The sequence below is a fragment of the Streptomyces sp. NBC_00162 genome (genome assembly GCF_024611995.1).
Lineage (GTDB): Bacteria > Actinomycetota > Actinomycetes > Streptomycetales > Streptomycetaceae > Streptomyces.
The window spans coordinates 7,543,418-7,569,936 of sequence record NZ_CP102509.1; the positions used below are offsets into that span (position 1 = coordinate 7,543,418).

The 26,519-nt window shown below is 72.3% G+C and carries 24 protein-coding genes; 17 read left to right on the forward strand and 7 right to left on the reverse strand.

The window, feature by feature from the left end; genetic code table 11:
- Positions 1 to 5: 5 nt before the first annotated feature.
- Positions 6 to 1,130, reverse strand: coding sequence for an aminoglycoside phosphotransferase family protein (locus JIW86_RS34815; protein ID WP_257558039.1), 1,125 nt, complete (start codon positions 1,128 to 1,130; stop codon positions 6 to 8).
- A gap of 231 nt (positions 1,131 to 1,361) precedes the next feature.
- On the opposite strand from JIW86_RS34815, the gene JIW86_RS34820 reads away from it, so the two are divergent.
- Positions 1,362 to 2,858: a hypothetical protein gene (locus tag JIW86_RS34820; RefSeq protein WP_257558040.1), complete on the forward strand. Its 1,497-nt coding sequence runs from the start codon at positions 1,362 to 1,364 to the stop codon at positions 2,856 to 2,858.
- 93 nt (positions 2,859 to 2,951) lie between these two features.
- Here the strand turns inward: JIW86_RS34820 and JIW86_RS34825 are convergent, their stop codons facing one another.
- Positions 2,952 to 4,373 (reverse strand): PP2C family protein-serine/threonine phosphatase, encoded by a 1,422-nt coding sequence (locus JIW86_RS34825; protein WP_257558041.1) that lies wholly within the window; start codon positions 4,371 to 4,373, stop codon positions 2,952 to 2,954.
- A 510-nt stretch (positions 4,374 to 4,883) separates the two neighbouring features.
- Between JIW86_RS34825 and JIW86_RS34830 the strand changes: the two genes are divergently transcribed.
- The 4 genes from JIW86_RS34830 (at position 4,884) to JIW86_RS34845 (ending at position 11,148) form a co-directional block, all read left to right on the forward strand.
- Complete coding sequence (locus tag JIW86_RS34830; RefSeq protein WP_257558043.1) at positions 4,884 to 7,112, forward strand: xanthine dehydrogenase family protein molybdopterin-binding subunit; 2,229 nt, start codon at positions 4,884 to 4,886, stop codon at positions 7,110 to 7,112.
- A 20-nt stretch (positions 7,113 to 7,132) separates the two neighbouring features.
- A complete protein-coding gene (locus JIW86_RS34835) occupies positions 7,133 to 7,588 on the forward strand; it encodes a (2Fe-2S)-binding protein (RefSeq protein ID WP_257558044.1) in 456 nt (151 codons plus the stop codon).
- Between the two features lie 161 nt (positions 7,589 to 7,749).
- Complete coding sequence (locus tag JIW86_RS34840; RefSeq protein WP_257558045.1) at positions 7,750 to 9,168, forward strand: helix-turn-helix domain-containing protein; 1,419 nt, start codon at positions 7,750 to 7,752, stop codon at positions 9,166 to 9,168.
- A 51-nt stretch (positions 9,169 to 9,219) separates the two neighbouring features.
- The gene (locus JIW86_RS34845) at positions 9,220 to 11,148 is read left to right on the forward strand and encodes an APC family permease (protein WP_257558046.1); all 1,929 of its coding nucleotides are present in this window, start codon (positions 9,220 to 9,222) and stop codon (positions 11,146 to 11,148) included.
- On the opposite strand, the gene JIW86_RS34850 is transcribed toward JIW86_RS34845, so the two are convergent.
- Entirely contained in the window at positions 11,078 to 12,328 is a 1,251-nt protein-coding gene (locus JIW86_RS34850; protein ID WP_257558048.1) for a PucR family transcriptional regulator, read from the reverse strand. The genes JIW86_RS34845 and JIW86_RS34850 overlap by 71 nt on opposite strands.
- 127 nt (positions 12,329 to 12,455) lie before the next feature.
- Between JIW86_RS34850 and JIW86_RS34855 the strand changes: the two genes are divergently transcribed.
- Entirely contained in the window at positions 12,456 to 13,013 is a 558-nt protein-coding gene (locus JIW86_RS34855; protein ID WP_257558050.1) for a TetR/AcrR family transcriptional regulator, read from the forward strand.
- Positions 13,014 to 13,045: 32 nt separating this feature from the next.
- Here JIW86_RS34855 and JIW86_RS34860 read toward each other — a convergent pair whose 3' ends face one another.
- Together JIW86_RS34860 and JIW86_RS34865 are read right to left on the reverse strand one after the other, a co-directional pair.
- Complete coding sequence (locus JIW86_RS34860; RefSeq protein ID WP_257558052.1) at positions 13,046 to 13,564, reverse strand: allene oxide cyclase barrel-like domain-containing protein; 519 nt, start codon at positions 13,562 to 13,564, stop codon at positions 13,046 to 13,048.
- Positions 13,565 to 13,738: 174 nt separating this feature from the next.
- Positions 13,739 to 14,089: a hypothetical protein gene (locus tag JIW86_RS34865; RefSeq protein WP_257558054.1), complete on the reverse strand. Its 351-nt coding sequence runs from the start codon at positions 14,087 to 14,089 to the stop codon at positions 13,739 to 13,741.
- Positions 14,090 to 14,096: 7 nt separating this feature from the next.
- On the opposite strand from JIW86_RS34865, the gene JIW86_RS34870 reads away from it, so the two are divergent.
- The 8 genes from JIW86_RS34870 to JIW86_RS34905 all read left to right on the forward strand — a co-directional run bounded on the left by JIW86_RS34870 (position 14,097) and on the right by JIW86_RS34905 (position 22,196).
- Positions 14,097 to 15,044: a DUF4304 domain-containing protein gene (locus JIW86_RS34870; RefSeq protein WP_257558056.1), complete on the forward strand. Its 948-nt coding sequence runs from the start codon at positions 14,097 to 14,099 to the stop codon at positions 15,042 to 15,044.
- Between the two features lie 96 nt (positions 15,045 to 15,140).
- Positions 15,141 to 15,428, forward strand: a complete 288-nt coding sequence (locus tag JIW86_RS34875; RefSeq protein WP_406367791.1) for a helix-turn-helix domain-containing protein — start codon at positions 15,141 to 15,143, stop codon at positions 15,426 to 15,428.
- Between the two features lie 160 nt (positions 15,429 to 15,588).
- The gene (locus tag JIW86_RS34880; RefSeq protein WP_257558057.1) at positions 15,589 to 16,002 is read left to right on the forward strand and encodes a hypothetical protein; all 414 of its coding nucleotides are present in this window, start codon (positions 15,589 to 15,591) and stop codon (positions 16,000 to 16,002) included.
- Positions 15,999 to 16,790 (forward strand): transcriptional regulator, encoded by a 792-nt coding sequence (locus JIW86_RS34885; RefSeq protein WP_257558059.1) that lies wholly within the window; start codon positions 15,999 to 16,001, stop codon positions 16,788 to 16,790. Before JIW86_RS34880 ends, JIW86_RS34885 begins: the two co-directional genes overlap by 4 nt.
- A gap of 71 nt (positions 16,791 to 16,861) precedes the next feature.
- A complete protein-coding gene (locus tag JIW86_RS34890; RefSeq protein WP_257558061.1) occupies positions 16,862 to 17,326 on the forward strand; it encodes a roadblock/LC7 domain-containing protein in 465 nt (154 codons plus the stop codon).
- An 83-nt stretch (positions 17,327 to 17,409) separates the two neighbouring features.
- The gene (locus JIW86_RS34895) at positions 17,410 to 17,784 is read left to right on the forward strand and encodes a hypothetical protein (protein ID WP_257558063.1); all 375 of its coding nucleotides are present in this window, start codon (positions 17,410 to 17,412) and stop codon (positions 17,782 to 17,784) included.
- 207 nt (positions 17,785 to 17,991) lie between these two features.
- Positions 17,992 to 21,570, forward strand: coding sequence for a bifunctional glycosyltransferase/CDP-glycerol:glycerophosphate glycerophosphotransferase (locus JIW86_RS34900; protein WP_257558065.1), 3,579 nt, complete (start codon positions 17,992 to 17,994; stop codon positions 21,568 to 21,570).
- Positions 21,571 to 21,707: 137 nt separating this feature from the next.
- On the forward strand, positions 21,708 to 22,196 hold the full coding sequence (locus JIW86_RS34905) for a VOC family protein (RefSeq protein WP_257558067.1): 489 nt from the start codon (positions 21,708 to 21,710) through the stop codon (positions 22,194 to 22,196).
- Between the two features lie 4 nt (positions 22,197 to 22,200).
- On the opposite strand, the gene JIW86_RS34910 is transcribed toward JIW86_RS34905, so the two are convergent.
- Positions 22,201 to 22,956 (reverse strand): SIR2 family NAD-dependent protein deacylase, encoded by a 756-nt coding sequence (locus tag JIW86_RS34910; protein ID WP_257558069.1) that lies wholly within the window; start codon positions 22,954 to 22,956, stop codon positions 22,201 to 22,203.
- Between the two features lie 238 nt (positions 22,957 to 23,194).
- Between JIW86_RS34910 and JIW86_RS34915 the strand changes: the two genes are divergently transcribed.
- Complete coding sequence (locus JIW86_RS34915; protein WP_257558071.1) at positions 23,195 to 23,632, forward strand: hypothetical protein; 438 nt, start codon at positions 23,195 to 23,197, stop codon at positions 23,630 to 23,632.
- A 109-nt stretch (positions 23,633 to 23,741) separates the two neighbouring features.
- Positions 23,742 to 24,590, forward strand: coding sequence for a GNAT family N-acetyltransferase (locus tag JIW86_RS34920; RefSeq protein WP_257558073.1), 849 nt, complete (start codon positions 23,742 to 23,744; stop codon positions 24,588 to 24,590).
- Positions 24,591 to 24,596: 6 nt separating this feature from the next.
- Here the strand turns inward: JIW86_RS34920 and JIW86_RS34925 are convergent, their stop codons facing one another.
- Complete coding sequence (locus JIW86_RS34925) at positions 24,597 to 26,018, reverse strand: M20/M25/M40 family metallo-hydrolase (protein WP_257558075.1); 1,422 nt, start codon at positions 26,016 to 26,018, stop codon at positions 24,597 to 24,599.
- Between the two features lie 73 nt (positions 26,019 to 26,091).
- Here JIW86_RS34925 and JIW86_RS34930 point away from each other — a divergent pair, with 73 nt between their 5' ends.
- Positions 26,092 to 26,505 (forward strand): VOC family protein, encoded by a 414-nt coding sequence (locus tag JIW86_RS34930; protein WP_257558077.1) that lies wholly within the window; start codon positions 26,092 to 26,094, stop codon positions 26,503 to 26,505.
- The last annotated feature ends 14 nt before the right edge of the window (positions 26,506 to 26,519 follow it).

Here is a 26,519-nt window from a genome sequence, read left to right on the forward strand (position 1 = left end):
ACGCGTCAGCGGGTGCCGACCGCCGCGCGGACCGCTCGGCGCGCCATACCGGCGTCATCGTGCAGGCGGCGCAGCAGCAGCCGCTGCTCCTCGCCCGAGGACAGGACGCCCGCCGGCAGGGCCTGGGCCGGGGCGGTCGCCAGCATCGAGCGCTGCACCGCCGTCTCGGACATCCGGATCTCCCGGGTCAGCACCAGCATCAGATTGACCAGGAAGGCGTCCCGCACCGCCGGGCCGGCCGACTGGGCGAGCCGGCTGATCTGGCTGCGCGCGGCCGGGGCATCGCCCAGCACCGTCCACAGGGTGGCCAGGTCGTAGCCCGGCAGGTACCAGCCCGCGTGCTCCCAGTCGAGCAGCACCGGCCCGGCCGGGGACAGCAGCAGGTTCGACAGCAGGGCGTCACCGTGGTTGAACTGCAGCGCGGTGCCCGACAGCTTCACGCCGTGCAGCAGCTTCTGCAGGTCACCGAGGTCACGGTCGGTCAGCAGCCCCAGCTCGTAGTCCCGGGCGATCCGCCGCGCGTAGTTCAGCGGGGTCCCGAACAGATCGGCCGGCGGACGCCACTGGTTGACCCGGCACACCGCGCCCAGGGCCGCCCGCAGGTCGACCCGCGGCGGGGCCTCCACGGGATGCCGCTGCAGCGCCGCGACCCGGCCCGCCATCCGCTCGACGATCAGTACGCAGTTCTCCGGGTCGGCGGCGATCAGCCGCGGCACCCGGACCGGCGGGCGGTGCCGGACAAACGCCCGGTATGACCCTATTTCGTGCCGGTACCGCTCGCGCCATTCAGGCGAGTGGTCCAGTAAAACCTTCGCGACGGCGGTCATCCGCCCGGTGGTGCCCACGAGGAGGACCGACCGGCCGCTGCGCCGCAGCACCTGGACGGGCGCGAACTCCGGACAGATCCGCTGCACCGAGGCGAGCGCGGTGCGCAGTTGCGCCCCCTGCGGCCCCGAGAGGTCGATTCTTCCGCTGAGCGGCTGCGATCCGGCCCCCGGCATCCGCCGAGCCCGTACGGCGCCCTGCGCCGGAGCCGCGGGGCGGCCGGGGTCGAGGTAGGGGCCGCCGCTCGCGGGGAGCGTGCGGTGCGGCCGGACCGGGGCGGACACGGAGGACGTTGCTGCGTACATGGCGTTACGGATCCCTTCGTGCGCCGACGAGTTGCGTACGCCACCCCGCCGGATCCCGTGCATCACCCTGGGGAGTTCCGCCGGTGAACCGGGGCGGGGAGGCGCATTCCAACCACACACCCGGCCGTGGGTGGCGCATCATCGAGCGTGCCCTGGCGAAGCCTGGCGAATAGTCGCTGGGCATCTGACGGCGGGCTACTGTCAACTCAGCCGAGAACCTGGGGGCTTGACGTGAGCAAAGGTCCAAACACCCGCTTGAACGACCTGTTCGGCCTGGCCGGCTGGTCCAAGGGCGAACTGGCGAGGATGGTCAACAGGCAGGCGGCGGCCATGGGTCACCCCCAGCTGGCCACCGACACCTCGCGGGTGCGGCGCTGGATCGACATGGGGGAGACCCCGCGCGAACCGGTGCCCACGGTACTGGCAGCACTGTTCACCGAGCGGCTCGGTCGTGTCGTGACCATCGAGGACCTCGGGTTCGTACGGCAGCGGCGCACCAGCAGACGGCAGCCGGGCGGGGCTCAGGAGAACCCCGACGGAATGCCCTGGGCGCCCGAACGCACAGCCGCGGTCCTCACCGAATTCACGGGAATGGACCTCATGCTCAACCGTCGCGGTCTGATGGGCGCGGGCGCCGTGCTCACCGCCGGCTCCGCCCTCAGCAACGCCATGCACGACTGGCTCCACACCGACCCCGCGCTCGCCAAGGAGGCGCAGCGCTTCGGGGAATCCTTCCAGGCCGACCCCGCGGGCTACGACCGCTACGAGGCCGCCCCGATCGGCTCCCAGGAGATCGAGGCACTGGAACGCTCCGTCGACGTGTTCCGTGCCTGGGACGCCTCCAGAGGGGGCGGCCTCCAGCGCAAGGCGGTCGTCGGCCAGCTCAACGAGGTGGGCGGGATGCTCGCCTACCACCACCCCGACCACCTCCAGCGGCGGCTGTGGGGGGTGGCGGCCAACCTCGCCGTCCTCGCGGGCTGGATGTCCCACGACGTGGGCCTCGAACCCACGGCGCAGAAGTACTTCGTCATCGCCGCGCACGCCGCGCGCGAGGGCGGCGACCGGCCGCGCGCCGGCGAGGCGCTCTCCCGGGCCGCCCGCCAGATGGTCCACCTCGGCAAGCCGAACGAGGCCCTCGACCTGATGAAGCTGGCCCAGTCCGGCTCCGGCGAGCAGACCCTGCCCCGTACGCGCGCCATGCTGCACACCATCGAGGCCTGGGCGCAGGCCGCCATGGGCAAGGGCCAGGCCATGCGCCGCACCCTGGGCGAGGCGGAGGAGCTGTTCGTCTCCGACAAGGGCGACGTACCGCCGCCGAGTTGGATGCAGCACTTCGACGAGGCGGACCTGCACGGCATGCAGGCCCTGGCGTACCGCACCCTCGCCGACCACGACGCCACGGCGGCGCCGATCGCCGCGCGCCACGCCAAGGAGGCCCTGCGGTTGCGCGGCGACGGCTACCAGCGCTCGCAGATCTTCGACTACCTCTCGATGGCCTCGGCCTGCTTCATCGCCGACGACCCCGAACAGGCCGACCGCTACGCCCGTCTCGCCCTGGTGTCGATGAACGAGACCTCCTCGCACCGCACCTGGGACCGACTGCGCGAGATGTACCGGCTGACCGGCCAGTACGCGGGGTACGCGCGCATCGAGGACCTGCGCGAGGAGATCGAACGGGCCCTCCCCGACAGCCCGGCGCCGCGCAGTCCGCGCGGTGCGGACGTGTAGTGCGGGAAGGCGTACGGAGACGAGAAAGGCCGCGCCTTCCGGCGCGGCCCTGAGCCCGAAGGCCCCAGAGGCGAGGTTCCCGACGCAGGCGGTCTACGCGCCGACCCGCGCCACCAGCACGCACGCGTCGTCCTCGCGCTCGCTCTCGCCGAACTCCTCGATCACCATGCGCACGCAGTCCTGAGCCGACCGCGCCGCCGAGAATCGCGGTGCGAGCGCCAGTAGCCGTTCCGTGCCGTCGGCCCGGCTGAACTCGATGCTGCGCGGCGTCAGTCCGTCCGTGTGCAGGACGAGTACGTCGCCCACCTCGAGGCGCTCCTCGGCCTGCCCGTACGAGGCTCCGGAGGTCGCGCCCAGCAGTACGCCCTCCGGCGGCACCAGGGAGCGGCCGGAGCCGCGGCGGAACAGCAGCGGGGCGGGGTGCCCGGCCTGCGCCCAGGACAGCACGCGGCGCGCGGGATCGTAGCGGCAGCACACGGCCGAGCCGAGCGCCGGCTGTACGGAGGTCTCCAGGAGCTGGTTCAGCCACCCCATCAGGGGGCCCGGCTCGATGCCGGCCATGGCCATGCCGCGCAGCGCGCCGAGCATCATCGCCATGCCGGAGGTGGCGGTCACCCCGTGCCCGGTCAGATCGCCGACCGTCAGCATCGAGCGTCCGTCGGGGAGTTCGATGGCGTCGTACCAGTCGCCGCCGATCAGTGCGCTGGTCGCCGACGGCAGGTAGTGCGCGGCCACGTCCAGTGTGCCCGTGCTGTTGTGCGGGAACCGCAGGGAGCCGCGCCACGGGGGGAGCACGGCTTCCTGCAGCTCGACCGCCAGCCGGTGCTCGGTCTGCGCGATCTCCCGCTGGCGCTGGAGCGAGTCACGGGACTCGCGCACCGCCCGCTGGCTTCGGCGCAGTTCACTCACGTCCCGCAGTACGGCCCACATGGAGGCCGTGCAACCGTCGGAGTCGAGTACCGGCTCGCCCCTCATGTGCAAGGTCCGGACCCGGCCGTCGGCCCGGACGATGCGGAACTCGCCGTCGATCGCCTTGCCGTCCACCAGGCAGGCCGTGACCCAGGCGGTGAGCAGCGGCTGGTCCTCGGAGAACAGGGTGGAGCCCAGTTCGTCGAGCGGCAGCGCGCCCGCCTCGGGGGACCGGCCGAAGATCTGGAACAGCTCGTCGGACCAACTGACCTCGTCGGTCAGCAGGTTCCACTCGGCGCTGCCGACCCGGGTCTGTGCCTCGGGTCCGGCTTCGGGCGCCGACTGCGGGAGCACGATGGTCTCGGGCGCGGGAGGCAGGCCCTCCTTGAGCTGACCGAGGTGCTCGCCGAGGTCGTCGAGGTGGTGCACGGCAAGATCGCACAGCGCGCGCTGCCAGCGGCCCTGGGCGTCGTCGTCGTCCACGACGGTGTCGCGGCGGACCGCGTCCACTTCACCCCGGAGGCGGCGGGTCTGTGAGATCAGTGCGTCCACCGACCCCGGCTCGGGCGGCTGCGCGGGACGGTCCGCGAACAGGTGGGACGGCATGAGAACTCCGATACAGGCGCGGCACGGCCAAGTCTGAAGGAAGGACCGGTAACGACTGTTGCACAGGCGGCGACGGCGTGTAAGGCGTTTGGCAACATCCGGAACGGTCTTGCTCCTGACATATGCCGCAGGCCTTCCGGCGTGTCTTCCCCGTACGAACGAATCCGGTCAGCCGAGTTCGGGCCGTCATGAACGCCTCCGGCGCGCCCGCCTCTCCGGTCCCACCCCGGAGGCCTCCGACGAGCCGGAACCGGGGCGTAGGCGACGGCCGGAAACAGGCCCTCGGTGCCCGGTGGATCGATCGTACGGCCGAGGTGTGCGAGCCGTGCACCTCCGTTCGGGTCGGGATCAACGCCCCTGCTGCTGTACCCCGAACGAATGACCCCGTACTCCGTGCCCCGATCCTTCCCTCCGGCTTCCCACCTCACCCCTTGATCGCTACTCTACGTGTCGGTAATGAGCCAGGGGTGGTCCGCGCGAGCGGACCCGCGCAGGGTGGGGACGACACACATGACCGGGCAGAACCACCCGGCGGGGCAGAGCCGCCGCTCCTTCCTCACCTACCTCGTCGCGGCGCCGACGCTCGCCCTCGTCACCCGCGCCGGAGCCGACGCGCTCGCCCCGCAGCCCGCCCACGCCGTGGTGCCGAGCCTGCCCGCCATCGCCGATGTGATCGACCTCGGCGACCTGTTCATCCTGGCCGGCGCACCCACCTCCGCCCTGCTGGCGCTCGCCGTCGAGGCGGACGGGACGATCCGTTTCCGGCTGCCGCGCGAGGAGGTCGGCCAGGGCCTGACCACCGCCGTGGCCATGCTGGTCGCGGAGGAGCTGGACGCGCCCCTCGCCGCCGTTCGCGTCGAACTGGACGACGCGCGGCCCGAACTGCTCTTCAACCAGCTCACCGGCTCCTCCAACTCCATCCGCTCCCTCTACGGGCCGGTCCGCCAGTGCGCCGCCACCGCCCGGGCCCGCCTCGTGGCGGCCGCCGCCCGCCGCTGGAGCCTCTCACCGGCCACCCTGACCACCGCGAACGGCGCCGTCCGCGCCCCCGACGGCCGCACCGCCGGCTACGGCTCCCTCGCCGCGGCCGCCGCCGACCCGGGCCTGGTCGTCCTCGGCGCCACCCCCAAGAAGACGGCGAAGCACACCCTGGTCGGCAAGCCGACCGGCCGCGTCGACGCCCGCGCCATGGTCACCGGAGCCCAGCGGTACACCCTCGACCTCGATGTCCCCGGCGCGAAGCCGTGCGTGGTGCGCCGCCCGCCCACGCTCGGCGGCAGCGTCCGCACCGTCGCCAACCTCGCCGCCGTCAAGGCCATGCCCGGCGTCCTGCACGTGGTGACCGTCCCGACCGGGGTCGCGGTCGTCGCCGAGACCTTCGGGCAGGCCCTCGACGCCAAGGCCGCCCTCCAGGTCACCTGGGGTCCGGGCCCCGCCGACGCGCTGTCCGACGCGCAGATCCGTACGAAGCTGCGCGCGGCCACCCCGCCGCTGCTGGTGCCGCCGCTCCTGACCCCGTACGTGGACGCCGAGTTCGACTTCGCCTTCGTCAGTCACGCCCCGATGGAGACCAACTCCGCCGTCGCCGACGTACGGGAGGACCGCGCCGAGATCTGGTCGGGGCTCAAGTCCCCGATCGTGGCCCGCGAGACCATCGCCGCCGACCTCGGACTGCCGCTGGACAAGGTCACGGTGCACGTGGTCCAGGCCGGCGGCTCCTTCGGGCGGCGGCTCTTCTTCGACGCGGCCCTGGAGGCGGCCCGGATCTCCAAGGCCTGCCGCCGCCCGGTCAGGCTGATGTGGACCCGCGTGGACGACACCCGGCACGGCCGGATGCGCCCCGCCACCCACCACAAGATCCGGGCCACCCACCTGCTCGGCGAGATCCTCACCTTCGAGCACCGGGTAGCCGCCGCCGAGACCGACTTCCGGCACGGTCTCGGCGAGATCATCACCGCCACCGCCGCGAGTCTGCCGCTCGGCATCGGCAACGCGACCCTGGCCCAGACCCTGTTCCTGACCACCGTGAAGTCCCCGTACCACTTCGGGCTCACCACCCAGGCCCTCACCGAGGTGCCGACCGGCATCCCCACCGGCTCCTGGCGCTCGGTGTACTCCGCCAACACCCGCGGCGCCGAGGAGATCGTGGTCGACGAACTGGCCGCCGCGACCGGCCGGGACCCGTACCAGTTCCGCCGCACCTTCCTGAAGACCGCCGCCCAGCGGGCCGTGCTCGACAAGGCCGCCACGGAAGGGCAGTGGGGGCGGCCGATGCCGGCGGGATGCGCGCAGGGCATCGCCTTCCACGAGGAGTACAAGTCCCGCACCGCGTGCCTCGTCGAGATCGACACCCGCGACCCGGAGCACGTGCGCGTGACCAGGGCCGTCATCGCCGTGGACGTGGGCCTGCCCGTCAACCCGCGCGGGCTGGAGGCCCAGATGATCGGCGGCCTCACCGACGCCATCTCCACCACCCTGCGCGCCGGACTGCACCTGGACAAGGGCCTCCCGCTGGAGGGCAGTTACAGCCAGTTCCACTGGGCGAAGCAGCGCGACACCCCGCGTGACGTACGGGTCCACGTACTGCCCGCCACCGGCGAGGAGCCGGGCGGCGCGGGCGAGCTCGGCGTCCCCGCGGCGGTCGGCGCGATCGCCAACGCCTGGGCCCGGGCCACCGGTTCCAAGCCGCGCAGCTTCCCCCTCGACTTCGACGTCGACTTCACCCCCTACCCGCGATAGCCCGCAGCCAGGAGTACGCCGTGCCCTCCCACACCTTCACCGTCAACGGGCAGAGCGTCACCGTGGACGCCCCCGACGACCTGCCCCTGCTCTGGGTGCTGCGCGACATGCTGGGCGTCACCGGCCCCAAGTACGGCTGCGGCGTGGACGTCTGCAAGGCCTGCACCAGCCACCTCGACGGCACCGACGTCCGGCCGTGCGTGGTGCCCGTCTCCGCCTGCGCGGGGAAGACGGTGACCACCATCGAGGGGCTTGCCGACGGGGACGACCTGCATCCCGTGCAGGAGGCCTGGCTCGAACAGGACGTCTCCCAGTGCGGCTTCTGCCAGCCCGGCCAGATCATGGCGGCCGTGGCCCTGCTGAAGCGCACCGCCGACCCCACGGACGAGGACATCGACGCCATCGCCAACATCTGCCGCTGCGGAACCTACTTCCGCATCCGCGAGGCCATCCGCAGCGCGGCCGCCCGCATGTGAGCGGCGGCGGACCCCGGTGTTTCCCCCGCGGATGCCGGGATCCGGCCGCTCGTAGCCCAACCTATGCCGGTCGGGGGCCGTTCGCAGGGTTCGCTCCGCCCAGTGACGCCGCCGGACGGGTATCGCTGCGCACAGTGTGCGGCAGGTGGTTCAATGCCGCGGTGTCCCGGTCAGACGACGTGCTCAAGGTCCACCGGCTCGCCCACACCGGTGGGTCGGCCGCGTTGCTGGAATGGCTCGCCGGCCGCCTGGGCGGGTGGGCCGGGGTGGTGGACGCCGAAGATGGGCGCGGGCCGGAGTCCGCCGTGCGCGGAGTCGCCGAGATGAACGCCCGCGGCGTACGGTCGGCCATCCTGCACGGCGCCGGATCCGCCACGCTGCTGTTCGCGCTGGACGGCGGGCGCGCGCTGGCCGCCGTACTGTCCCGGCCGCACCACCCGGAGGCGTCCACGCTGCTCGCGGACGCCGCCGTACCGCTGGCCCTCGTCCTGCGCGCCGAGGAGGCCGCGCGGCGGGAGGCGCGGGCCGCTCTCGCCGAGTCGCGGGCCCGAGAGGCGGTGCTGCACCTGCTGATGAACGGCCGGCTCTCCACCGCCCGCCAGATCGCCGAGGCGCTGGGCCCCACGCTGCCCGAGCCGATGCGGATGTACGTCGTGGAATGCCGGACCGGTCAGCGCGGCGAAGTGACCCGGCGGTGCGAGGAACTGACGGGCGGCCGGGCCTGGATCGTGCGCTGCCCGGTGTACGTACGCCACCTGATCGTGCTCGTCCCGGCGGACCTGGCAGCGGCCTCGGCCGACCACGACCCCCTGGCCGGGGCGCTGGTGGAGGTGGCCCCGGACTGCGCGGTCGGGGCCAGCGGGGAGATGCGCCTGCGCGAGGCGCCGGCCGCCTACACCCAGGCCTTCCACGCCCTGGCCGTCGCCCGCGGCCGCCACGAACGGCACGCCCGGTTCGGGCCGGGCCCCGAGCTGGCGCTCGCCGCCCACGGGGCCGGGGCCGGCTGGGCCGAGGCCCTGCTCGCGCCGCTGCACGCGTACGAGCCCCGGCGCCCCCAGGACCCCGGCGCGCAGGAACTGCGCGCCACCGCCCACGCCTGGCTGAACTTCACCTCGCACGCGACCCGGCTGCTGAAGATCCACCGCAACACCCTGGCCGCCCGGCTCCGCCTGGTCGAGACCCTGCTCGGGCTGGACCTCGCACGCCTCGGGGACCAGGCGGCGCTCTCGCTGGCCCTGCGGCTGACCCCGGGTGCGCGGCCCGGTGCCGGCGCGGCCGCAGCGGCCGCCTCCGATCTCGACGAGGTGCTGCGCGATCCGCGGCTGACCGCCTGGGCCCGGGCCCATCTGCGCCTGCTGACCGGGCCCGACGCCCCGTCGGGCGCCCGCGCCACCGTCCGTACCTGGCTGGCGCACGACGCCCAACTCGTCCCGGCGGCCGCCGCGCTGGGCGTCTCCGTCCCCGGCGCCCGCAAGCGGCTGACCCGTGTCGAGGCGCTGCTGGAGCGCTCCCTGCTGCAGTCCCCGAGCGCCCGGCACGATCTGTGGCTGGCGTACCGGGCGGAGGAGCTCGCCAGGTGACACCGTCACTAAAAGGGGCGAATAGCGCAAAACATCAACGATCATGCCCCAATGAGGCGTATCAATGTGAAGCGCGTTCTGGTCGGTGAACCCCTCGACACCGCCCGGATGGGCGAGACCCTCCTGCCCAAACGGCTCGCCCTGCCGATCTTCTGCAGCGACCCGCTCTCCTCCGTGGCCTACGCCACCCAGGAGATCCTGCTGATCCTTGCCCTCGGCGGCGTCACACTGCTCCACCTCACCTGGTACGCGGCCGCCGCCATCGTCTTTCTGCTCGTGGTCGTCATCGCCTCATACCGGCAGACCTGCCACGCCTACCCCGGAGGCGGCGGCGCCTACATCGTCAGCTCCGAGAACCTCGGACAGACCGCCGCCCTGACCGCCGCCAGCGCCCTGCTCGTCGACTACGTGATGACCGTCGCCGTCTCCGTCGTCGCCGGTGTCGCCGCGATCACCTCCGCCATCCCCGCGCTGAACGACCACGAGGTCGGCCTGTCGGTGGGGTTCGTGGTGCTGCTGACCCTGATGAACCTGCGCGGCGTACGCGAGTCGGGCCGCGTCTTCGCCATCCCCACCTACGGCTTCGTCCTCGTCATCTACCTCATGTTCGCCTGCGCCGCCGTACGGCTGGCGACCGGCGACACCATCCGCGCCGAGTCCGCCCACCTGCCCATCACCGCGGCCGGCACCTACACCGGCCTCGCCGTGGTGCTCCTCGCGATGCGCGCCTTCGCCTCCGGCTGTACCGCCCTCACCGGTGTCGAGGCGATCAGCAACGGTGTCCCCGCCTTCCAGAAGCCCAAGGCCAGGAACGCGGCGACCACCCTCGCCGCGATGGGCGTCCTCTCGGTGACCATGTTCATGGGCATCACCGTGCTCGCCATGACGTACCAGGTGCACGTCGCGGCCGACCCGACCGAACTGGGCCTGCCGCCCGGCACCCCGACCTCGACCGCCCTCGCCCAGATCGGCCGCGCCACCTTCGGCAGCTGGCACCTCCTCTTCTACCTGCTCCAGGCCGTCACCGCGGGCGTGCTGATCCTCGCCGCGAACACCGCCTTCAACGGCTTCCCGATGCTCGCCTCGATCCTGGCCAAGGACCGGTACGCGCCGCGCCAGCTCTTCAACCGGGGCGACCGGCTCGTCTACTCCAACGGCGTCGTGCTCCTCGCGCTCGTCGCCATCGCCCTGATCGTCGCGTTCGACGCCGAACTGACCCGCCTCATCCAGCTCTACATCATCGGCGTGTTCGTCTCCTTCACGCTCTCCCAGGCGGGCATGGTCCGGCACTGGCGAAGGGAGCTCGCCTCGCCCGCCACCCGGCGCGAGCAGCGGGTGCACATCCACCGCAGGCTCGCCATCAACGCGGTCGGCGCCTCCCTGACCGCCCTGGTTCTGGTCATCGTCCTGATCACCAAGTTCACGCACGGCGCCTGGCTGGTCGTCATCGCCATGCCGCTGCTGTTCCTCGGCATGAAGGGCGTACGCCGCCACTACGACCAGGTCTCCCGGCAGGTCGCCATCGCCCCCGGCGCGAAGCCGCGCAAACCCGCCCGCCACCACGTACTGGTTCTGGTCGCCTCGGTGCAGGCCCCCACCCTGAAGGCCCTCGGCTACGCGCAGGCCCTGCGCCCCGACACGCTCACGGCGGTCACCGTCGCCGCGGACGAGGAGGAAGCGGCCCGGCTGCGCGAGGAGTGGGCCGAGCACGCCCCGGGCCTCCCGCTGAAGATCCTGCACTCGCCGTACCGCGAGGTGGTGGGCCCGATCCTGGCCCACGTCGAGGACCTGGCGGCGGACAGCTCGATGGACGTGCTCTCGGTGGTGATCCCGGAGTACGTGGTCGGCCACTGGTGGGAGCAGCCCCTGCACAACCAGAACGCGCTGCGGCTGAAGGCCCGGCTGCTGTTCACCCCGGGGGTCGCGGTGATCGACGTGCCGTACCTGCTGGAGTCGGCGAAGTCCCCGCACGCGCCGTAGCGGAGGCGGCCCGCTGCGCCACCGCCGCGTGCGCCAGCGCCAGTTCCACCACCTGCCGCGGGTCCGCGAGCGAGCGGCCGGTGAGCTGCTCCAGGCGCCGCAGCCGGTTCGAGACGGTGTTGCGGTGGCAGTACAGCCGCTGCGCGGCGTACGTCGTCGAGCCCCGGCAGGCCAGCCAGGTGCCCAGCGTGGTCAGCAGCAGCCGGCGGTCCTCCACGGGCAGCGCCAGCACCGGGCCCAGCACCACCGTCCGGAGCCGTCCGGCGAGTTCGGCCTGGGCCGCGACCAGCGCCGCCGGGAGTCCCTCGTCGAGCAGTGCGGTGTGCGGGCCGCCCGACTCGGGGGTGGTGCGCAGCGCGAGGGCGGCCAGCCGGTGGGCCCGGGCCAGCTCGGCCGGCGCCTCCACGACCGGACTGACCCCGGCGCGGACCCCGAGCCCCGCGAGCAGTTCCCGTACGGATTCCAGCGGATGGTGGCCCAGCTCCACCAGACCGCTCTCGCCGCCGGCGCGGATCCGCCACAGCACGCGGGGCGCTCCGGCGGCGCCGGTTCTCTCCGTGGCCGTTTCCGCGGCCCCGGCGGAGCCGTCGGCGGCCACCACGACCACGGCGAAGCGGCCGCGCTCGGGAAGTCCCAGCTGCGCTGCGGCCTCGGAGGCCGTGGGGGCGTCGGTGGCGGCCGCGCCGTCCAGCAGGACGTCCAGCAGGGCCGCGCGGCGCTCCCGGTCGCGGTCCGCGCGGGCGGCCTCCGTACGCCGGTAGGACTCGGACACGGCGTCCGTCATCTGGTCCAGTACGTCCCACAGCGCGGACGCGCCCGGCAGCAGGCGGGGCAGCGCCGACCGGTCGTGCGCGGCCACCGCCTCGGTGAGGGCCGCCCAGAGCAGCCGCCCGCCGCTGCGGTAGGCGCGCAGCAACGAGCTGAGCGGCAACCCCTGTTCCGCCCGCAGCGTGCCGGTGGCCCGGGCGTCGGCGAGCTCCACCGGCAGGCCGCGGGCGCTGCGGACCAGGCCCTCGACGGCCTGGCGGAGGTTGTGGTGGATCCGCTCGCGCAGCTCGGCCCGGCCGAGCAGGGCGGCGTACGCGGGGTCCTCGGCCAGCGTCCGGTCGGCGAGCCGGTCCGCCGCCACGGCGAGCCGGCGGGCCAGGTCCTCGCGTATCTCCTCGATGATCCGCTCCATGACGGGCAGCCTGACACGGGGGAGGGGGTGGTGGGGAGGGCACGGACCGCCCCCATCCGCTACCTTGTGCGAAGCACTGCACGTGCAGTGCTCACAGGACGTGCCGCACCCACCCAGGGACCTGACCATGCGCCAGAATCCGCAGCGCCGCGCCGTGCTGCTCGACGCAGCCATCGAAGTCCTCGCGCGGGAGGGCTCGCGCGGCCTGACGCTGCGTGCGGTGGACGCGGAGGCGGGCGTGCCGACGGGCACCACCTCGAACTACTTCGCCAACCGTGCCCAGTTGCTCGTGCAGATCCTGCACCGCACGCGGGAACGGCTGCTGCCGGACCCGGCCGACGCGGCCGGCTCGCCGGACACCAAGGTGCTGCTCGCCCGGCTGCTGGACCGCGCCCGCCGCGAGCGCAACGTGCACATCGCCATGCTGGAGCTGCGCCTGGAGGCCACCCGGCGCCCCGAACTGCAGGCGGAACTGGCCGGGTTCCTCCGTGCGGAGCTGGAGGCGAACGTTGCCTGGCACCTGGAGACGGGCCTGCCAGGCGACCGCCGGGGAGTGGTGCTGCTCTACCTCGCGATGCTGGGCCTGATGGTGGACGACCTGACCGTTCCGACCCTGCTGGACGACCACCCGGTGGCGCCCCTCATCGAGACGATGGCCGAACGCCTGCTCGAGGAGCAGCCCTAGTACTGCCCTTCTCTCCGGGCGGGCAGGGTCGGTCAGAGGTAGAGGTCGATCGTGAAGCGCCTCGTGCCCGTACCGATCGTGTCGGCGTGGACCGAGCCACGAGCCCGGTGGTATTTCCCGGTGCCGCCGGTGATCGCGTTGTCGAACGAGGGGGGAGGGCCCGGGTTGAGGATGCCGAAGTACATCCCCTGCACGGTGAGCTGGCCGTCCGGGAGGGTGTAGGTCACGACGCACTCCTCCGCTCCGCCGCTGTCCCCCGGCAGCGCCGCCCGGGTGGTGGTGCAGAAGCCGCCGGTCTCGCCGACCTGGTTGCCGGCCTGATCGGAGAGGATCGAGCGGACGACGGTCCGGTCGCCCTGGGCGGCCGGACCGCCGGGGTTGACGGGGAAGCGAGTCTGCTCCGCGAGCCGGCCGATGAGTGTGATGACCTGGTGTTTGCCCTTGTCGCGAGCGGAATCGTTGTCCGTCGCGGCGGTCGCGAGAGGGGCGCAGGCGAGGAGGGTGACCAGCGCAGTGGCCGTGCCGAGACAGGCCGATCTGATGGGGCGCATCGGGTGGCTCCTGAGGTTGACGCTCATGGATGGTCGGGTGATGAAACGGTCATGCGATTGCATTCATAGCCTCGGCCCGGCCGCCGCCGGGAACGTCCCGGCGCGACCCACCGGCAGATCCGACCGATCGGATCAACCGGGACGTGAGACGGCCCGCCGACCGGACCTTGCCGGTCAGCCCGCGTGGTCGCGGATCACCCGGCGTGCGAGGAGGGCCCGCGCCGCGGCCAGCTCCGCGCTCACCGCGGCGGCCCGCGCCGTGTCGTGGACTACGCCTGCCGGATGCGGGCCGCCCGCGGCCGCGCAGCGGCGGCGCAGGTGCGTCGGCGGGTGGGTGCTGTCCACGCTGTGCCCGCGCCGGGCGGCGGCCCGGCGCAGCCGCTGTGGCCCACTGCCGTCCGCCCCGCGCTCCATTTCGGCCGACAGCTGCTCCCCGTACTCACAGAACGCGGCCCACTCGCCCACCGCACCCGGGCTGAGGTGCGCGGATGTGGTTTTGCCGGGGGCGGCGGGGGTTTGTGACACTGGCGGGGTGAATGCGACCGATCTGTTCCACCAGATGCTGCGCCGGAGGGTCGCGCCCGCGTTGCGTGACGCCGGGTTCACCGGGGCCGGGCTGGAGTACCGGCTCCGGGAGGCCGCGCCCGATCACGCGCTGATCGGGTTCCAGCGCAGTGCCTCCGACGGCGACGGGGAGGAGCGGTGCAGGTTCACGGTCAACGTGCGGTCCGTCCCGTACGAGGAGCACGAGGCCCTGCGGCGGCTGCGCCCGGCCCTCGGGAGCAGGCTTTCGGCCAATCGCGTCGGGCCCGTCGGGCGGCACACGCGGATCGGGCAGCTGCTCGGCCATCCGCACGACCACTGGTGGACCGTCACCGACGAGCGCAGCGTCGACCGGGTCGCCGACGACGTCCTCGCCCTGGTCCTGCGCCACGCGGTGCCCGCCCTGTGGGCCGGGCTCACCGACCGGACCCCGCTGCACGGCCCGGTCCTCGAACCGGTGCCCGACTGCCTGGACCCGTACTGCCTCAGGGCCGGGGGCGGTCCGCGTCCGGCAGCGGGCGCTCCCACACCCGACGAGCTCGAGAACGCCCTCGTCATGGAGATCGGCGAACGCCGGTGCACCTACGTCCTCACCTTCCTAGACGAGGCGCGCGACCGTGAGGCCCGGCTCCACATCGACGCCCCCTGGCGCCTCGAGCAGCCGCTCTTCGGCTGGGTGCGGGTCGGCTACGGACCCGAGGGCGACGTACGCACGGCCCCCTCCGTGGGCAGCTCCCTGCCCACCCATCCCCTGGCCCTGCTCGGTGAACTCACCCTGTGCGGCGTCGACTCGGCCGAGACCACGCCCGACGGGTCCCTGGTCCTCGCCTTCGAGCAGGGCACCCCGCGCGAGACCTTCCTGACCGTCGCCGGAACCCCGCACACCCTCGCCGTGGACAAGCCCTGGCATTTCGAGGACTGGACCGAGGTCCGGTGATCTTATGCTCGGGTTTACGCGAGTCAGCTGGTTTTGTGGCTGGTGAGCGACTTTGATGGGTTTGCCAGGCCTCGTACCGGAGCAGGGGGACCACTCATGGGCGCCGACCACAGCCAGGACCACAGCCAGGACCAGGACCACGGCAACGACCACCACGGCCCGAAGGACAGCACACCCACCCTGATCGGTTCCGTGCAGCGCGCGCTGCGCCTCCTGGAAGCGATGTACGCGGAAGGCGGGGCGACGGCCAAGCGGCTCGCCCGGCTCACCGGCATCCCGTTGCCCACCGTTTACCACCTCCTGCGCACCCTCAGCCATGAGGGCTACGTCCTGCGCGAAGGCGGGTCTTTCCGGCTCTCGGACGATCTTCCGCTCGCTTCGTGATCAAAAGTCGACGGGTTCCGGCCAAGCTCTCGCGCGCTTCGGCGCATGTTCCAGCGGAAAATGCCAGAACCCCCTTCCGCAGTGTGGAAGTTGAGTAAGTTCCCTCCTGTCGCGCCGTACGACCGTGCAATCCGCACGTCCGGCCGGGAGGGGAGCCCGCGTGCCCGGGATCGACGAATGCCTGCTCGAAGCCATGGCCTTGCCTGGTGCGCGGGGGGCCGCGCTGGTCGACTGGAGCAGCGGACTGGCCCTCGGCACCGCGGGGGAATCGCCCGTGGGAGACCACGAGACCACCGCTGCCGAGACCGCCGAGCTGGCCCGGGCGGCCGCCGAGTACGAGTCCTTCGCCCCGGCGGCGGACGCCGCGCCCGGTGACAAGCCCGGTGACGCCACCGGCCAGCCCGTCGAGGACCTGATCGTCACCACCCGCACCGGCTACCACGTGCTGCGCTTCGTCGAGACGAGCTTCGACAGCAGCGTCTTCCTGCACTTGTGGCTCGACCGCGCCGACGGCAACCTCGCCCTCGCACGCCACAGACTCCGCGCCCTGGCGGAGGGGCTGGTGCTCAGATGACCACCCCGACCGTGCCCGTGGCCGCGTCCGCCGCCGTCTCCCCCCTCCTCACCCGGCTCGCCGCCGAACGCGCCACCGGCGCCCTGTTACGCGACCGCGGCACCCTCTTCCTGGAGAACGGCAACGTCGTCCACGCCGAGAGCCCGGCCACCCCCGGCCTGGACGTGCTCCTCACCACCGGCGGCGGTCTCGCCCCCGAGCGCTGGCGCGAGGCCGTGGACCGGGCCGGCGCCCGCCGCCAGGTCGCCCGCTTCCTCGTCGACAGCGGCGGACTCGCGGGCGGGGAGCTCGAGATCTGCCACATCGCCGCCATCTTCGACGCAGCCTTCTTCGCCCTCTCCCCGGGCAGCGGGCCTTCCCGGTTCCGCCGCGGGGCCACCCACTGGATAGGGTCCGTCCGTTCGGTCCCGGCCGCCGCCGTCGAACGCGAGACCCGGCGCCGCAGGGAACTCCTCGACGCGGTCTGGCCGTACCCGCTGCTGGACACCGCCCCGGTGGTGCCGCGGCCCGCCGCGCCCGGCCAGACGGTCACCCCCCGGCAGCGGATCCTGCTGCGCCAGGCGGACGGCCTGCGCACCCCGGCCGACCTCGCGTGGGTACTAGGCCGGCCCGCCTTCCACACGCTGCTCGACGTACGGCGCCTCGCGGCGGCCGGACTCGTCGAGACCCCGCACACCCCGGCCCCTCCGCCGGCCGCGGAACCCCTGCCCGACTGGATGACCCAGGCCCAATCCCCGGACGTGGCGCTGCTCCGCCGGTTACGCGACGCACTGGAGGCAAGCCTGTGAGGCTCCCGCTGCGACCGGCCCTGCGCGCCGACCGCTCCGAGCGGAGGCTGCCCGAAAGGAGAAAGGCCGACATGAGCACGGTGCCGCCCGAGGCGGAGGCCGAGATACTCGCCGAGCTCCGCAGGCTGCGAGCCCGCGTACCCCAGCTCACCGGCGCCCTCGCCGCCAGCGTCGACGGCCTCGTGCTCGCCCAGGACAGCGCCTCCGTCGAGGGCGAGACCGTCGCCGCCCTGACCGCGGCCGCCCTCGGCGTGGCCCAGCGGCTGAGCGACAGCACGGGCCAGGGCGGATTCCGCGAACTGCTGGTCCGCGGCGAGGACGGATACGTGGCCACCTACGCGGCGGGCGAGGCGGCCGTCCTCACCCTGACCGCGGAGACGCGCGTCAACGTCGGGCGCCTCCACCTGGAGGCCCGGCGCTCCAGCCTGCGCATAGCCGAGCTCATAGACCACACCCTCGGGCGGCGGGGTGCCGCCTCGCGGACCGCCCCGCCCCTCCCGCCTGTTCCACCCGCCCCACCCGTCCAGCCCGCTTGACCGACTGACCCCCATACCTGCCGACACCAGAACCCAGCCGGGTCCGGTAACGCCCAGCGAGAAACGAGAAAGAGGAACCAGTCATGGCAAATGTCGAGACCACGCTCAAGGCAGCCACCACCACCATCGACGGCGCACTAGGCGCCGCCCTGGTCGACTACGGCAGCGGAATGGCCCTCGGTACCGTGGGCGGCGGCAAGGACCTCGACCTCGCGGTCGCCGCCGCGGGCAACACGGACGTGGTCCGCGCCAAAGTCCGCACGATGGAGATGCTGGGACTCAAGGACGAGATCGAGGACATTCTCATCACCTTGGGGAACCAGTACCACCTGATCCGCCTCTTGAAGGGCAGGGGTTCCTCGGGCTTCTTCCTCTACCTCGCCCTCGACCGGGGCCGGGCCAACCTCGCGATGGCCCGCCACCAGCTGAAGTCGATCGAGGCGGAGCTGGAGATCTGACCGGGGGGTCTCCTCCCGGCCGCGCCCCGCCGGGCGGCGCGGCAGCGCATCGTCGAGGTGGCGGGCGGCTGAATTCTTTGCCGTCCGCCCCGGCGATCAGCCGTGGTATGCCCGATATCGGAGGAGTTCGTGATTCCGCTAGCTAGTAAGATGCTGTGAGTAGCTGATCATCGATAAAGCACCAAAACGCTGGAGAACCCGCCACCCATGCCCCCGCGCCTGAGCATCGTCGTCCCCGTCTACAACGTCGAGCTCTATCTCGACGAGTGCCTGGAATCCATCGCCGCTCAGACCTTCGGCGACTTCGAGGCCATCCTCGTGGACGACGGGTCCACGGACACCAGCGCCGTCATCGCCAAGGCTTTCGCGGCGAAGGACAAGCGCTTCCGGGTCGTGATGCAGGAGAACGCCGGCCTCGGCGCCGCCCGCAACGTCGGAGCCCGGCACGCCCACAAGGACAGCGAGTACCTGGCCTTCGTCGACAGCGACGACACCATGCCGGACTACGCCTACCAGCGGCTGATCGAAGCGCTCGACGAGACGGGCTCGGACTTCGCCGGCGGCAACGTGAAGCGCTTCCGCTCCGTCGGCATGTCGCAGTCCTGGGGCCACCGGGCCGCCTTCGCCAAGACGCAGCTGAAGACCCACATCTCCAAGTTCCCGGCGCTGGTCACCGACCGCACCGCGTGGAACAAGGTCTACCGGCGCACGTTCTGGGACGAGCACGGCTTCCAGTACCCGGAGGGCATCCTCTACGAGGACGCCCCGGTCAGCATCCCCGCGCACTACTTCGCGTCCAGCGTCGACATCCTCAGCGACTGCGTCTACCACTGGCGCGTCCGCGAGACCGGCGAGCGCTCCATCACCCAGCGCGCCACCGACCCGGTCTCCCTCATCGACCGCGTGAAGTCCGTACGCCTGGTCCGCGAGTCCCTCAAGGCCAAGCAGGGCGCCAAGTACGCCCGCTACCTGCGCGACTACGACTACAACGTGCTGAGCGAGGAACTCCCGCTCATCTACAAGTACGTCGGTGAAGGCGGCGCCGACTTCCGCGCCGCGTTCGTCAAGGAGGTCGGCGGCCTCGTCCGCGAGATCGGCACCGGCCCCTGGTCCGACCTGACCGTCGCCGACCGCCTCAAGGCGTTCCTCGCCAGCGAAGGCCGCGTCGAGGACTTCATCGCCCTCCAGGACCACCAGCGCGACTACCACTACAGCGTGCCGGTCAAGGGACTCGCCCGCCCGCAGGCCGACTACCCGTTCCTGCAGGACCGCCCGCCGGTCCCCGCCAAGATCCTCACCCTCGGGCCGCGTGAGCGCCGCGTCGTCAGCCGCCTGGAGCAGGCGGCCTGGGCCGACGGCAAGCTGCTCCTGCGCGGCTACGCCCTGCCCGGCCACCTCGGTGCGGAGAGCCGCCTCGGCTCCCGCAAGATGCTGATCTTCCGCGAGGGGGGCAAGCGCCGCCGCTCCGTCGTCAGCGCCCGTACGGTCGCCTCCCCGATGGCCACCGTGAACGCCCCGCACCTCGCGCTGCGGCACGCCGACTGGGCCGGCTTCACCGCCGTCGTCGACCCGTCGATCTTCCAGTCGGGCGGCAAGTGGCACGAGGGGATATGGACCACCTCCGTCGCCGTCACCGGGGCCGGCGGCCTGCACCGCGCCCGCCTCAGGGGCGGTGAGCACGACACCGGCCAGAACCCGCCCGCGCACTGGGTGGCCCCGGACGTCCGGATCGTCCCCGCCATCTCCGGCTCCTTCACCGTCCAGGTGGAGATCGTGCGCGCCCGTGCCCTGGACGTGCGCCCTGCCGGTGACGACGCCGTCGAGATCGCCGGTGAGCTCGCTCCCGCGATCGGCAGCGCCACCACCCTCCAGGCCGTCCACGTCTCCACCGGCGCCGTCCTCACCTTCCCGCTGGAGACCGCCGCGCCCGGCGCCGGCCGGATCCCCTTCACCGCCCGCGTGCCGCTGGCCGACCTGGCCGCCGTACCGGACGCCCCGTGCGAGCCCGGCGAGTGGACCCCGGAGCCCTGGAGCCTGGCCGTGATCGGCGCCGACGGCACCGAGCACCGCCTGGCCCACGACGAGCGCGGCGGCTTCGCCGGCCTGGTCCTGCCCCTGCCGGGCGGGGACGCGGACCGAGCCCTGTTCGCCAAGCGCGGCAACACCGGCCACCTGACCCTCTCCGTGCAGCCCTCGCCGCCGCTGATCGACGCAGTCGAGGCCAAGGACGGCACCCTGAACCTGCGCGGCCGGTTCGTCGCACCCACCGACGAGCCGTACGAACTCGTCCTGCACAACGCGCACGGCGTGGAGTTCAGCTACCCCGTCACGCGCGACGGCGACACCTTCGAGGCCGCATTCGAGCCCGTGCTCGCCGAGGCGTACGCGGGCCGCACCACGCTGCCCGAGGGCCGCTGGTGGCCCACCCTGCGTCCGGCCGCCCAGGGCGGGACGACCGCCGGCCTGCTCGGCGTCGACCGCGGCGCCCCCGTGCAGATGGGCCCCGGCCTGCTCTTCGCCGGACCGCACCCCCTCACCGTGCAGGGCCGCCGGATGCGGGTCGAGACCCGCTTCCACGACCGCATGGTGCTGGTCGCCGACCCGCTGCTCAGCCCGCACGACCGCTCCCGGTACGCCCAGCGCGTCGCCCGTTTCGAGACCTACCCGGCGCAGCGCGCCCTGCCGGTCAAGGACGTCGTCGTCTACGACACCTTCCAGGGCAACGGCGCCGGCGACTCCCCGCGCGCCATCCACGAGGAGCTGGTGCGCCGCGGCGAGAAGCTGGAGCACATCTGGCTGGTCCGCGACGGCCGCGCCGAGGTCCCGGCGACCGCACGCGCCGTGCAGTACGGCAGCGTGGAGTCCTGGGAGCTGCTGGCCCGCGCCCGCTACTACGTGACGAACGACAACGTGCCGCTGCGCTTCGAGCGCCGCGCCGGGCAGGTCGTCGTCCAGACGTGGCACGGCACGCCGATCAAGCAGATCGGCCACGACTTCGTGCACGACTACTACACGAGCCCGGAGATCCTGGAGGGCCTGGAGCACGACAGTGCCCAGTGGACCCTGCTCGCGTCCCCGAGCTCGTACGCGACGCCCATCCTCAAGCGCGCCCTCGGCTACGACGGCGAGGTCATCGAGGCCGGCAGCCCGCGTACGGACGCACTGGTACGGCCCGACGCGGAGCGCATTGCCGAGGTCCGGCGGCGGCTCGGCCTGCCCGAGGGCAAGAAGGTCGTGCTGTACATGCCCACCTGGCGGGAGAACTGCGAGGGCTGGTCGGGCGGCTACAAGCTCGACCTGCGGATCGACCTGGACCAGGCCCGCCGCGAGCTGGGCGAGGACCACGTCCTGCTGGTCCGCGGCCACCACCACGTGGGCGAGCAGGTGCGCGAGGGCGTGCGCGACGGCTTCGTCGTCGACGTCTCCCGCTGGCCCGACGCCGCGGACCTGCTGCTCGTCGCCGACGTGCTGATCTCGGACTACTCCTCCGCGATCTTCGACTTCGCGCTCACGGACCGGCCGATCCTGCTCTTCACGTACGACCTGGCGCACTACAAGGGCACCCTGCGCGGCTTCAACTTCGACCTGGAGGAGAAGGCCCCCGGTCCGCTGCTGGCGGACTCGGCGAGCCTGATCGAGGCCGTACGGAACGCGGACACCGTCGGGGAGCAGTACGCCCAGGCGCGTGCGGCGTTCCGCGAGGAGTTCTGCGACCTGGACGACGGCCGGGCCACCGAGCGAGTCGTCGACCGCATGCTCGCGATGGGCGCCGAGCCCGCGAAGTAGGCCGAACGGGCGAATTCGCCGCCGAACACAGACCGGCCCCGGGCCACCGATGAAATTCGGGCCCGGGGCCGGTCTGTATGTGAGGACGTACGCACGCCGCACGCGCGCAGCATGCACGCACTCGCATGGAGGCAGCCATGAGCAGCAACGGATTCACCACGTGTCTGTGGTTCGACGGCGACGCGGAGGCCGCCGCCGACTATTACCTGTCCGTCTTCAAGGACGGCAAGATCGGCCGGATCGGCCGCTACACGGATGCGGGCCCCGGGCAGCCGGGCTCGGTGATGATCGTCGAGTTCGAGGTCAACGGGCAGAAGTTCGTCGGCCTCAACGGCGGACCGGAGTTCCCCTTCACCGAGGCGATCTCCTTCCAGATCCACTGCGCCGACGAGCCCGAGGCGGACTACTACTACGACGCGCTGACCAAGGACGGCGGCCAGGAGTCCGCGTGCGGCTGGGTCAAGGACAGGTTCGGGGTGTCCTGGCAGGTCATCCCGCCCGGCGCCATCGACCTGGTCAGCGACCCGGACCCGGAGCGGGCCGCCCGCGCCACGGCCGTCATGATGAAGATGAAGAAGCTCGACGTGGCGGAGATGCGGCGGGCGGCCGACGGGTTCTCGGGCTAGAGCGTCACGGGTTCTCGGGCTGGAGCGTCACCCGGTCGGCGGCGATCCGGGCCAGGAGGGCCGGCAGGGCGGTTCCGATCGGTTCGCGGACGATCTCGTCGGCGAGGGAGTCGTACGGGGTCTCCTCGGCGTTCACGATGATCAGCCGGGCCCCGGCCTCCGCGGCCATCCCGGCCAGCGAGGCAGCGGGCTGCACCTGGAGGGTCGACCCGGCGGCGATGAAGACCTGGCAGCCCTTGGCCACGGCCATCGCCTGACCCAGTACCTCCGGGTCGAGCCGCTGGCCGAACATCACGGTCGCCGCCTTGAGGATCCCGCCGCACGCCAGGCAGGCGGGATCCGGCTCCCCGGCGGCGACCCGGGCGAGCGCCTCGTCCATGCCCGACCGGGCGCGGCAGACCGTGCACACCACCGACCGGGCCGTGCCGTGCAGTTCGAACACCTTGCGGGCGGGCATCCCGGCGAGCTGGTGCAGCCCGTCCACGTTCTGCGTGATGACCCGTACCGGGGTCCCGCCGCGCTCCAGCTCCGCCACGGCCAGGTGCGCGGCATTGGGCCGCGGCCGGAGCGCGCCGAGCTCGGCACGCATCAGCCAGGACCGGCGCCGGATCTCCGGATCGGCCATGTAGTACTCGTACGTCACGAGCTTCTCGGCGTCCGGATCACGCCGCCACAGCCCCTGCGGCCCCCGGTAGTCCGGAATCCCGGAATCGGTGGACATCCCGGCCCCACTGAACACTGCGACAAGCGGCTTCCCCATGATCCGACCCTACGTACGTGGCCCGGGTGCCCGCGACCCGATTACCGCGCCACCCTTTCGGCTGCCCAGGCGTGTCCCCGTGCACCCGTCTGGGCCTTCCCCGGAACACGTCACCGGGGGCGGGAACCGGTGTGCCCGGGGCCGGAGGGTCGTTTCTGCGGTGAATCAGGGCCTCCACTGGGGTGAGATCCGGGCCGCGTTCCGGCCCTTGCCCCCGACAGGCGGGTACAAACCCGACATGAAGCTCAAGCCGTACAGCCTTGGCGCCCTGCTGCTGACCCTGCTGGCGTCGGCGACCCTCTCGTCCGTTCCCGTTCCCGCTCTTGCCGCGCCGGTGGCCACCCCGGTCCCGGTGCACCACACCGCCGACGTGATCGGCCGCTTCCTCGTCGGTTTCTACGGCGACCACGGCCCGTCCCTCCACGACCGCGAGACCCGGGTCTCGCAGCTGCTCAAGGACAAGCAGAAGGAGAGCCTGGGCGCCGACGTCCTGCTCTGCGCCCAGAACGAGCCGCAGAGCATCGCGGTCGGCCCGGTGACCGTCGCCCAGTCGGCCGGGGTCGGCTGGGCCACCGTCACCACCCATTGGGAGGAGGGACTCACCGACACCTTCACCGCCTACGTACGCCTCGACTCCGAGCCCATCCGGGTGGACGACGTGATCTGCGCGGGCTGACATCCGTACACAGGGCTGAAGAATGGCCATGAACTCACCTGCCGCTACGAGTGGTTCGCGGTGCTCCGCCCTCGAACCGGTCCGCTCGGGCATCTGCTACAACATCGGCATGACGGGATTCGAGATCACCGGCGCGAGCGCCGCAGACATGGAGATGATCCGCGGCTGGGCCGACGAGGAGGGCTGGAATCCGGGGAACTCGGACCGGTTCGCCTTCGCGGTCGCCGACCCGGAGGGCTTCCTCGTCGGCCGGCTCGACGGCGAACCGGTGGCCTGCGTCTCCGCGGTCCGTTACGGCGCCGGCTTCGGTTTCATCGGCTTCTACATCGCCCGTCCCGCCTTCCGCGGGCAGGGCTACGGCATCCGGCTCTGGGACGCGGCGATGGAGCGGCTCGACGGGCGGCTCATCGGCCTGGACGGGGTCGTCGAGCAGCAGGACAACTACCGCAAGTCCGGCTTCCGTCACGCCTGGAACAACGTCCGCCACGAAGGCGTACCGCAGGGGGAGGCTGCGGGTGCCGACGGCGTCGAGGTGGTGGACGCGGCCTCGCTGCCCTTCGGGCAACTCGCCGCCTACGACCGGCGGTTCTTCCCCGAGGCGCGCGACGCCTTCCTCTCCGCCTGGACCGCACTGCCCGGCCGGACCGCCCTGGCCGCCGTCCGCGCCGGCCGGATCGAGGGAATCGGCGTCGTCCGCCCGTCCAGCGGGGCCTCCCGGATCGGCCCGCTCTACGCGGCCACCCCCGGCGTGGCGGCCACCCTGCTGCGCGGGCTCGCGGAGCAAGCGCCCGGCGGGCTGGTGTCCGTGGACGTACCGGACGCGAACCCGGAGGCCGCCACCCTGTTCGCGGGCCTCGGGCTGGTCCCGGTCTTCGAGACCGCCAGGATGTACACGGGCCCGGCCCCCGCACTCGAACTGGCCGGCATCTACGGGGTCACGAGCCTCGAACTGGGCTGACACACGTCATGCCGAGAGTCTGAGGACCGCGTCGAGCAGGCATTTGCCGCCGAACATCAGGTCGGTGATCCGGGCGTGTTCGTCCGGTGCGTGGATGAGGCGCATGATGTCCGCGTCACTCGCCGAGGGGAAGAATCCGACCACCTTCGTGTCGGGGAAGGCGCGGGCGTCCGTGGCGGCCGGATTGATGTACGGGAGGACCCGCGCACCCGGTTCGTGGGCGGCGAGGGTATCGCCCAGAACCCGCAGGAGTTCCGGGTCGTCGTGCACGCCGGTGCTCACTCTGCCGTGCAGCAGCGACACCTCGACACGGTCTCCAACTGCCTTCTGCACCCGCTCCGCCCACCCATCGGGCAGCTCACCCGGCAGCAGGCGGCCGTCCAGCACCACACTCGCTTCGACAGGCACCACGTTCTGCCGGTGTCCCGCGGACAGAACGGTGGGAGTGGCGGTGTTGTGCATCCCGGCGACGACGAACTCCCGCAGCACGGGGTCGATGGGCAGGCTGTGCGCACGGGCCCAGGTCGGCTCCTGCGTCAGCCGCTCGATCGCCTCCGCGCCCGCACCCGGGTGCAGCTCGGCCAAGGTGCTGAGCATGCGCCGCGCGGTCGGACTCAGCACCGACTCCGGGGCGAACGCGCGCAACCGGAGCAGGGCCTCGGCCAGCGTGAACACCGCCGACTCCGAGCGCGGGACGGAGGCATGGCCGCCCGGCCCGCGAGCGGTGACCCGCATCCTGGCGCTGCCCTTCTCGGCCACCTGGACGGTGTAGACGGGGCCGCCGGGAGTCATGAAGCGCTGGCCGCCGCCTTCGTTGAACGCGAATTCGGCCTCGACGAGGCTGCGGTGGTTCTCCCACAGCCAGTACGCCCCCAGCCGGCTGCCGGCCTCCTCGTCGGCGGTGACCACCAGCAGCACATCCCGGCGCAGCGGGATCCGGTGCGCAGCGAGGAGTTGCATGACCAGCAGGCTCGCGGCGACCTGGCCCTTCATGTCGAGCGCCCCGCGGCCCCACACGCGGCCATCCGCCACCTCGCCCGAGAACGGGGGACGACTCCATCCGCCGGGTTGGGCGCCGACCACGTCGGCGTGGCCCAGCAGCATGAGCGGCGGCTCCTGTCCGGTCCCGGGAAGCCGGGCAATGAGGTTGGCCCGTCCGGGCTCGGACTCCAGAACCTTGTGGGCGATACCGGAGCGGGACAGCTCGCGTGAGAGATGGCGTGCGACGGTGATCTCATTGCCGGGCGGGTTCGAGGTGTCCAGACGGATCAGCGCCGAAAGATGGCCGACGAGGTGTCGTTCCTGGTCGGCCCAGGAGAAGGGCAGCGGCATCGGATGGAGTGAAGTGGGCATCCAGGCTCCGGAGTTGGTGCGGCGCAGGGCTGCGAAGCAGAGCAGGGCGTTAATGTTGTTACTCGTGTAACCCATTCTGTGTAGCATCGTCCTGCGTTCTGGACCAGCCCGTTTGCTCAGGCCTGCCGTCCTCTCGGAGGTTTCACTGATGGCTCCTGCTCCCGATCCGAAGCTGTTCTCCGCGCTTGGCCGAACGGTGGTGCTCGTCGCGGATGCCGAAGCCGCCCTGGGTTTCTACCGAGACGTCCTGGGCTTTTCGGTCCTGCACGATCAGACGGCTGATGGTTACCGCTACCTGCACATCGGTCTGCCCGGCCAGGAGCAGGTGGGCCTCTGGCTGATGCCTGCGACCACGACGCGGGAGCGTGAGCTGATCGGCCGTCAGTGCGGTGGCCAGCCCTTGCTCGTCTTGTACACGGGCGATGTGCAGCAGACCGGCAGAGACCTGCGCGGTCGCGGCGTGCGGGTGTGGGGCGAGCGGGAGGACGGTGAAAGCCGTTCCCTGCACTTCGCAGACCTGTACGGGAACGTCATCGTCGCGGCGCAGCCGCCCGTCCTGTGATGTGGCGTGCGCCC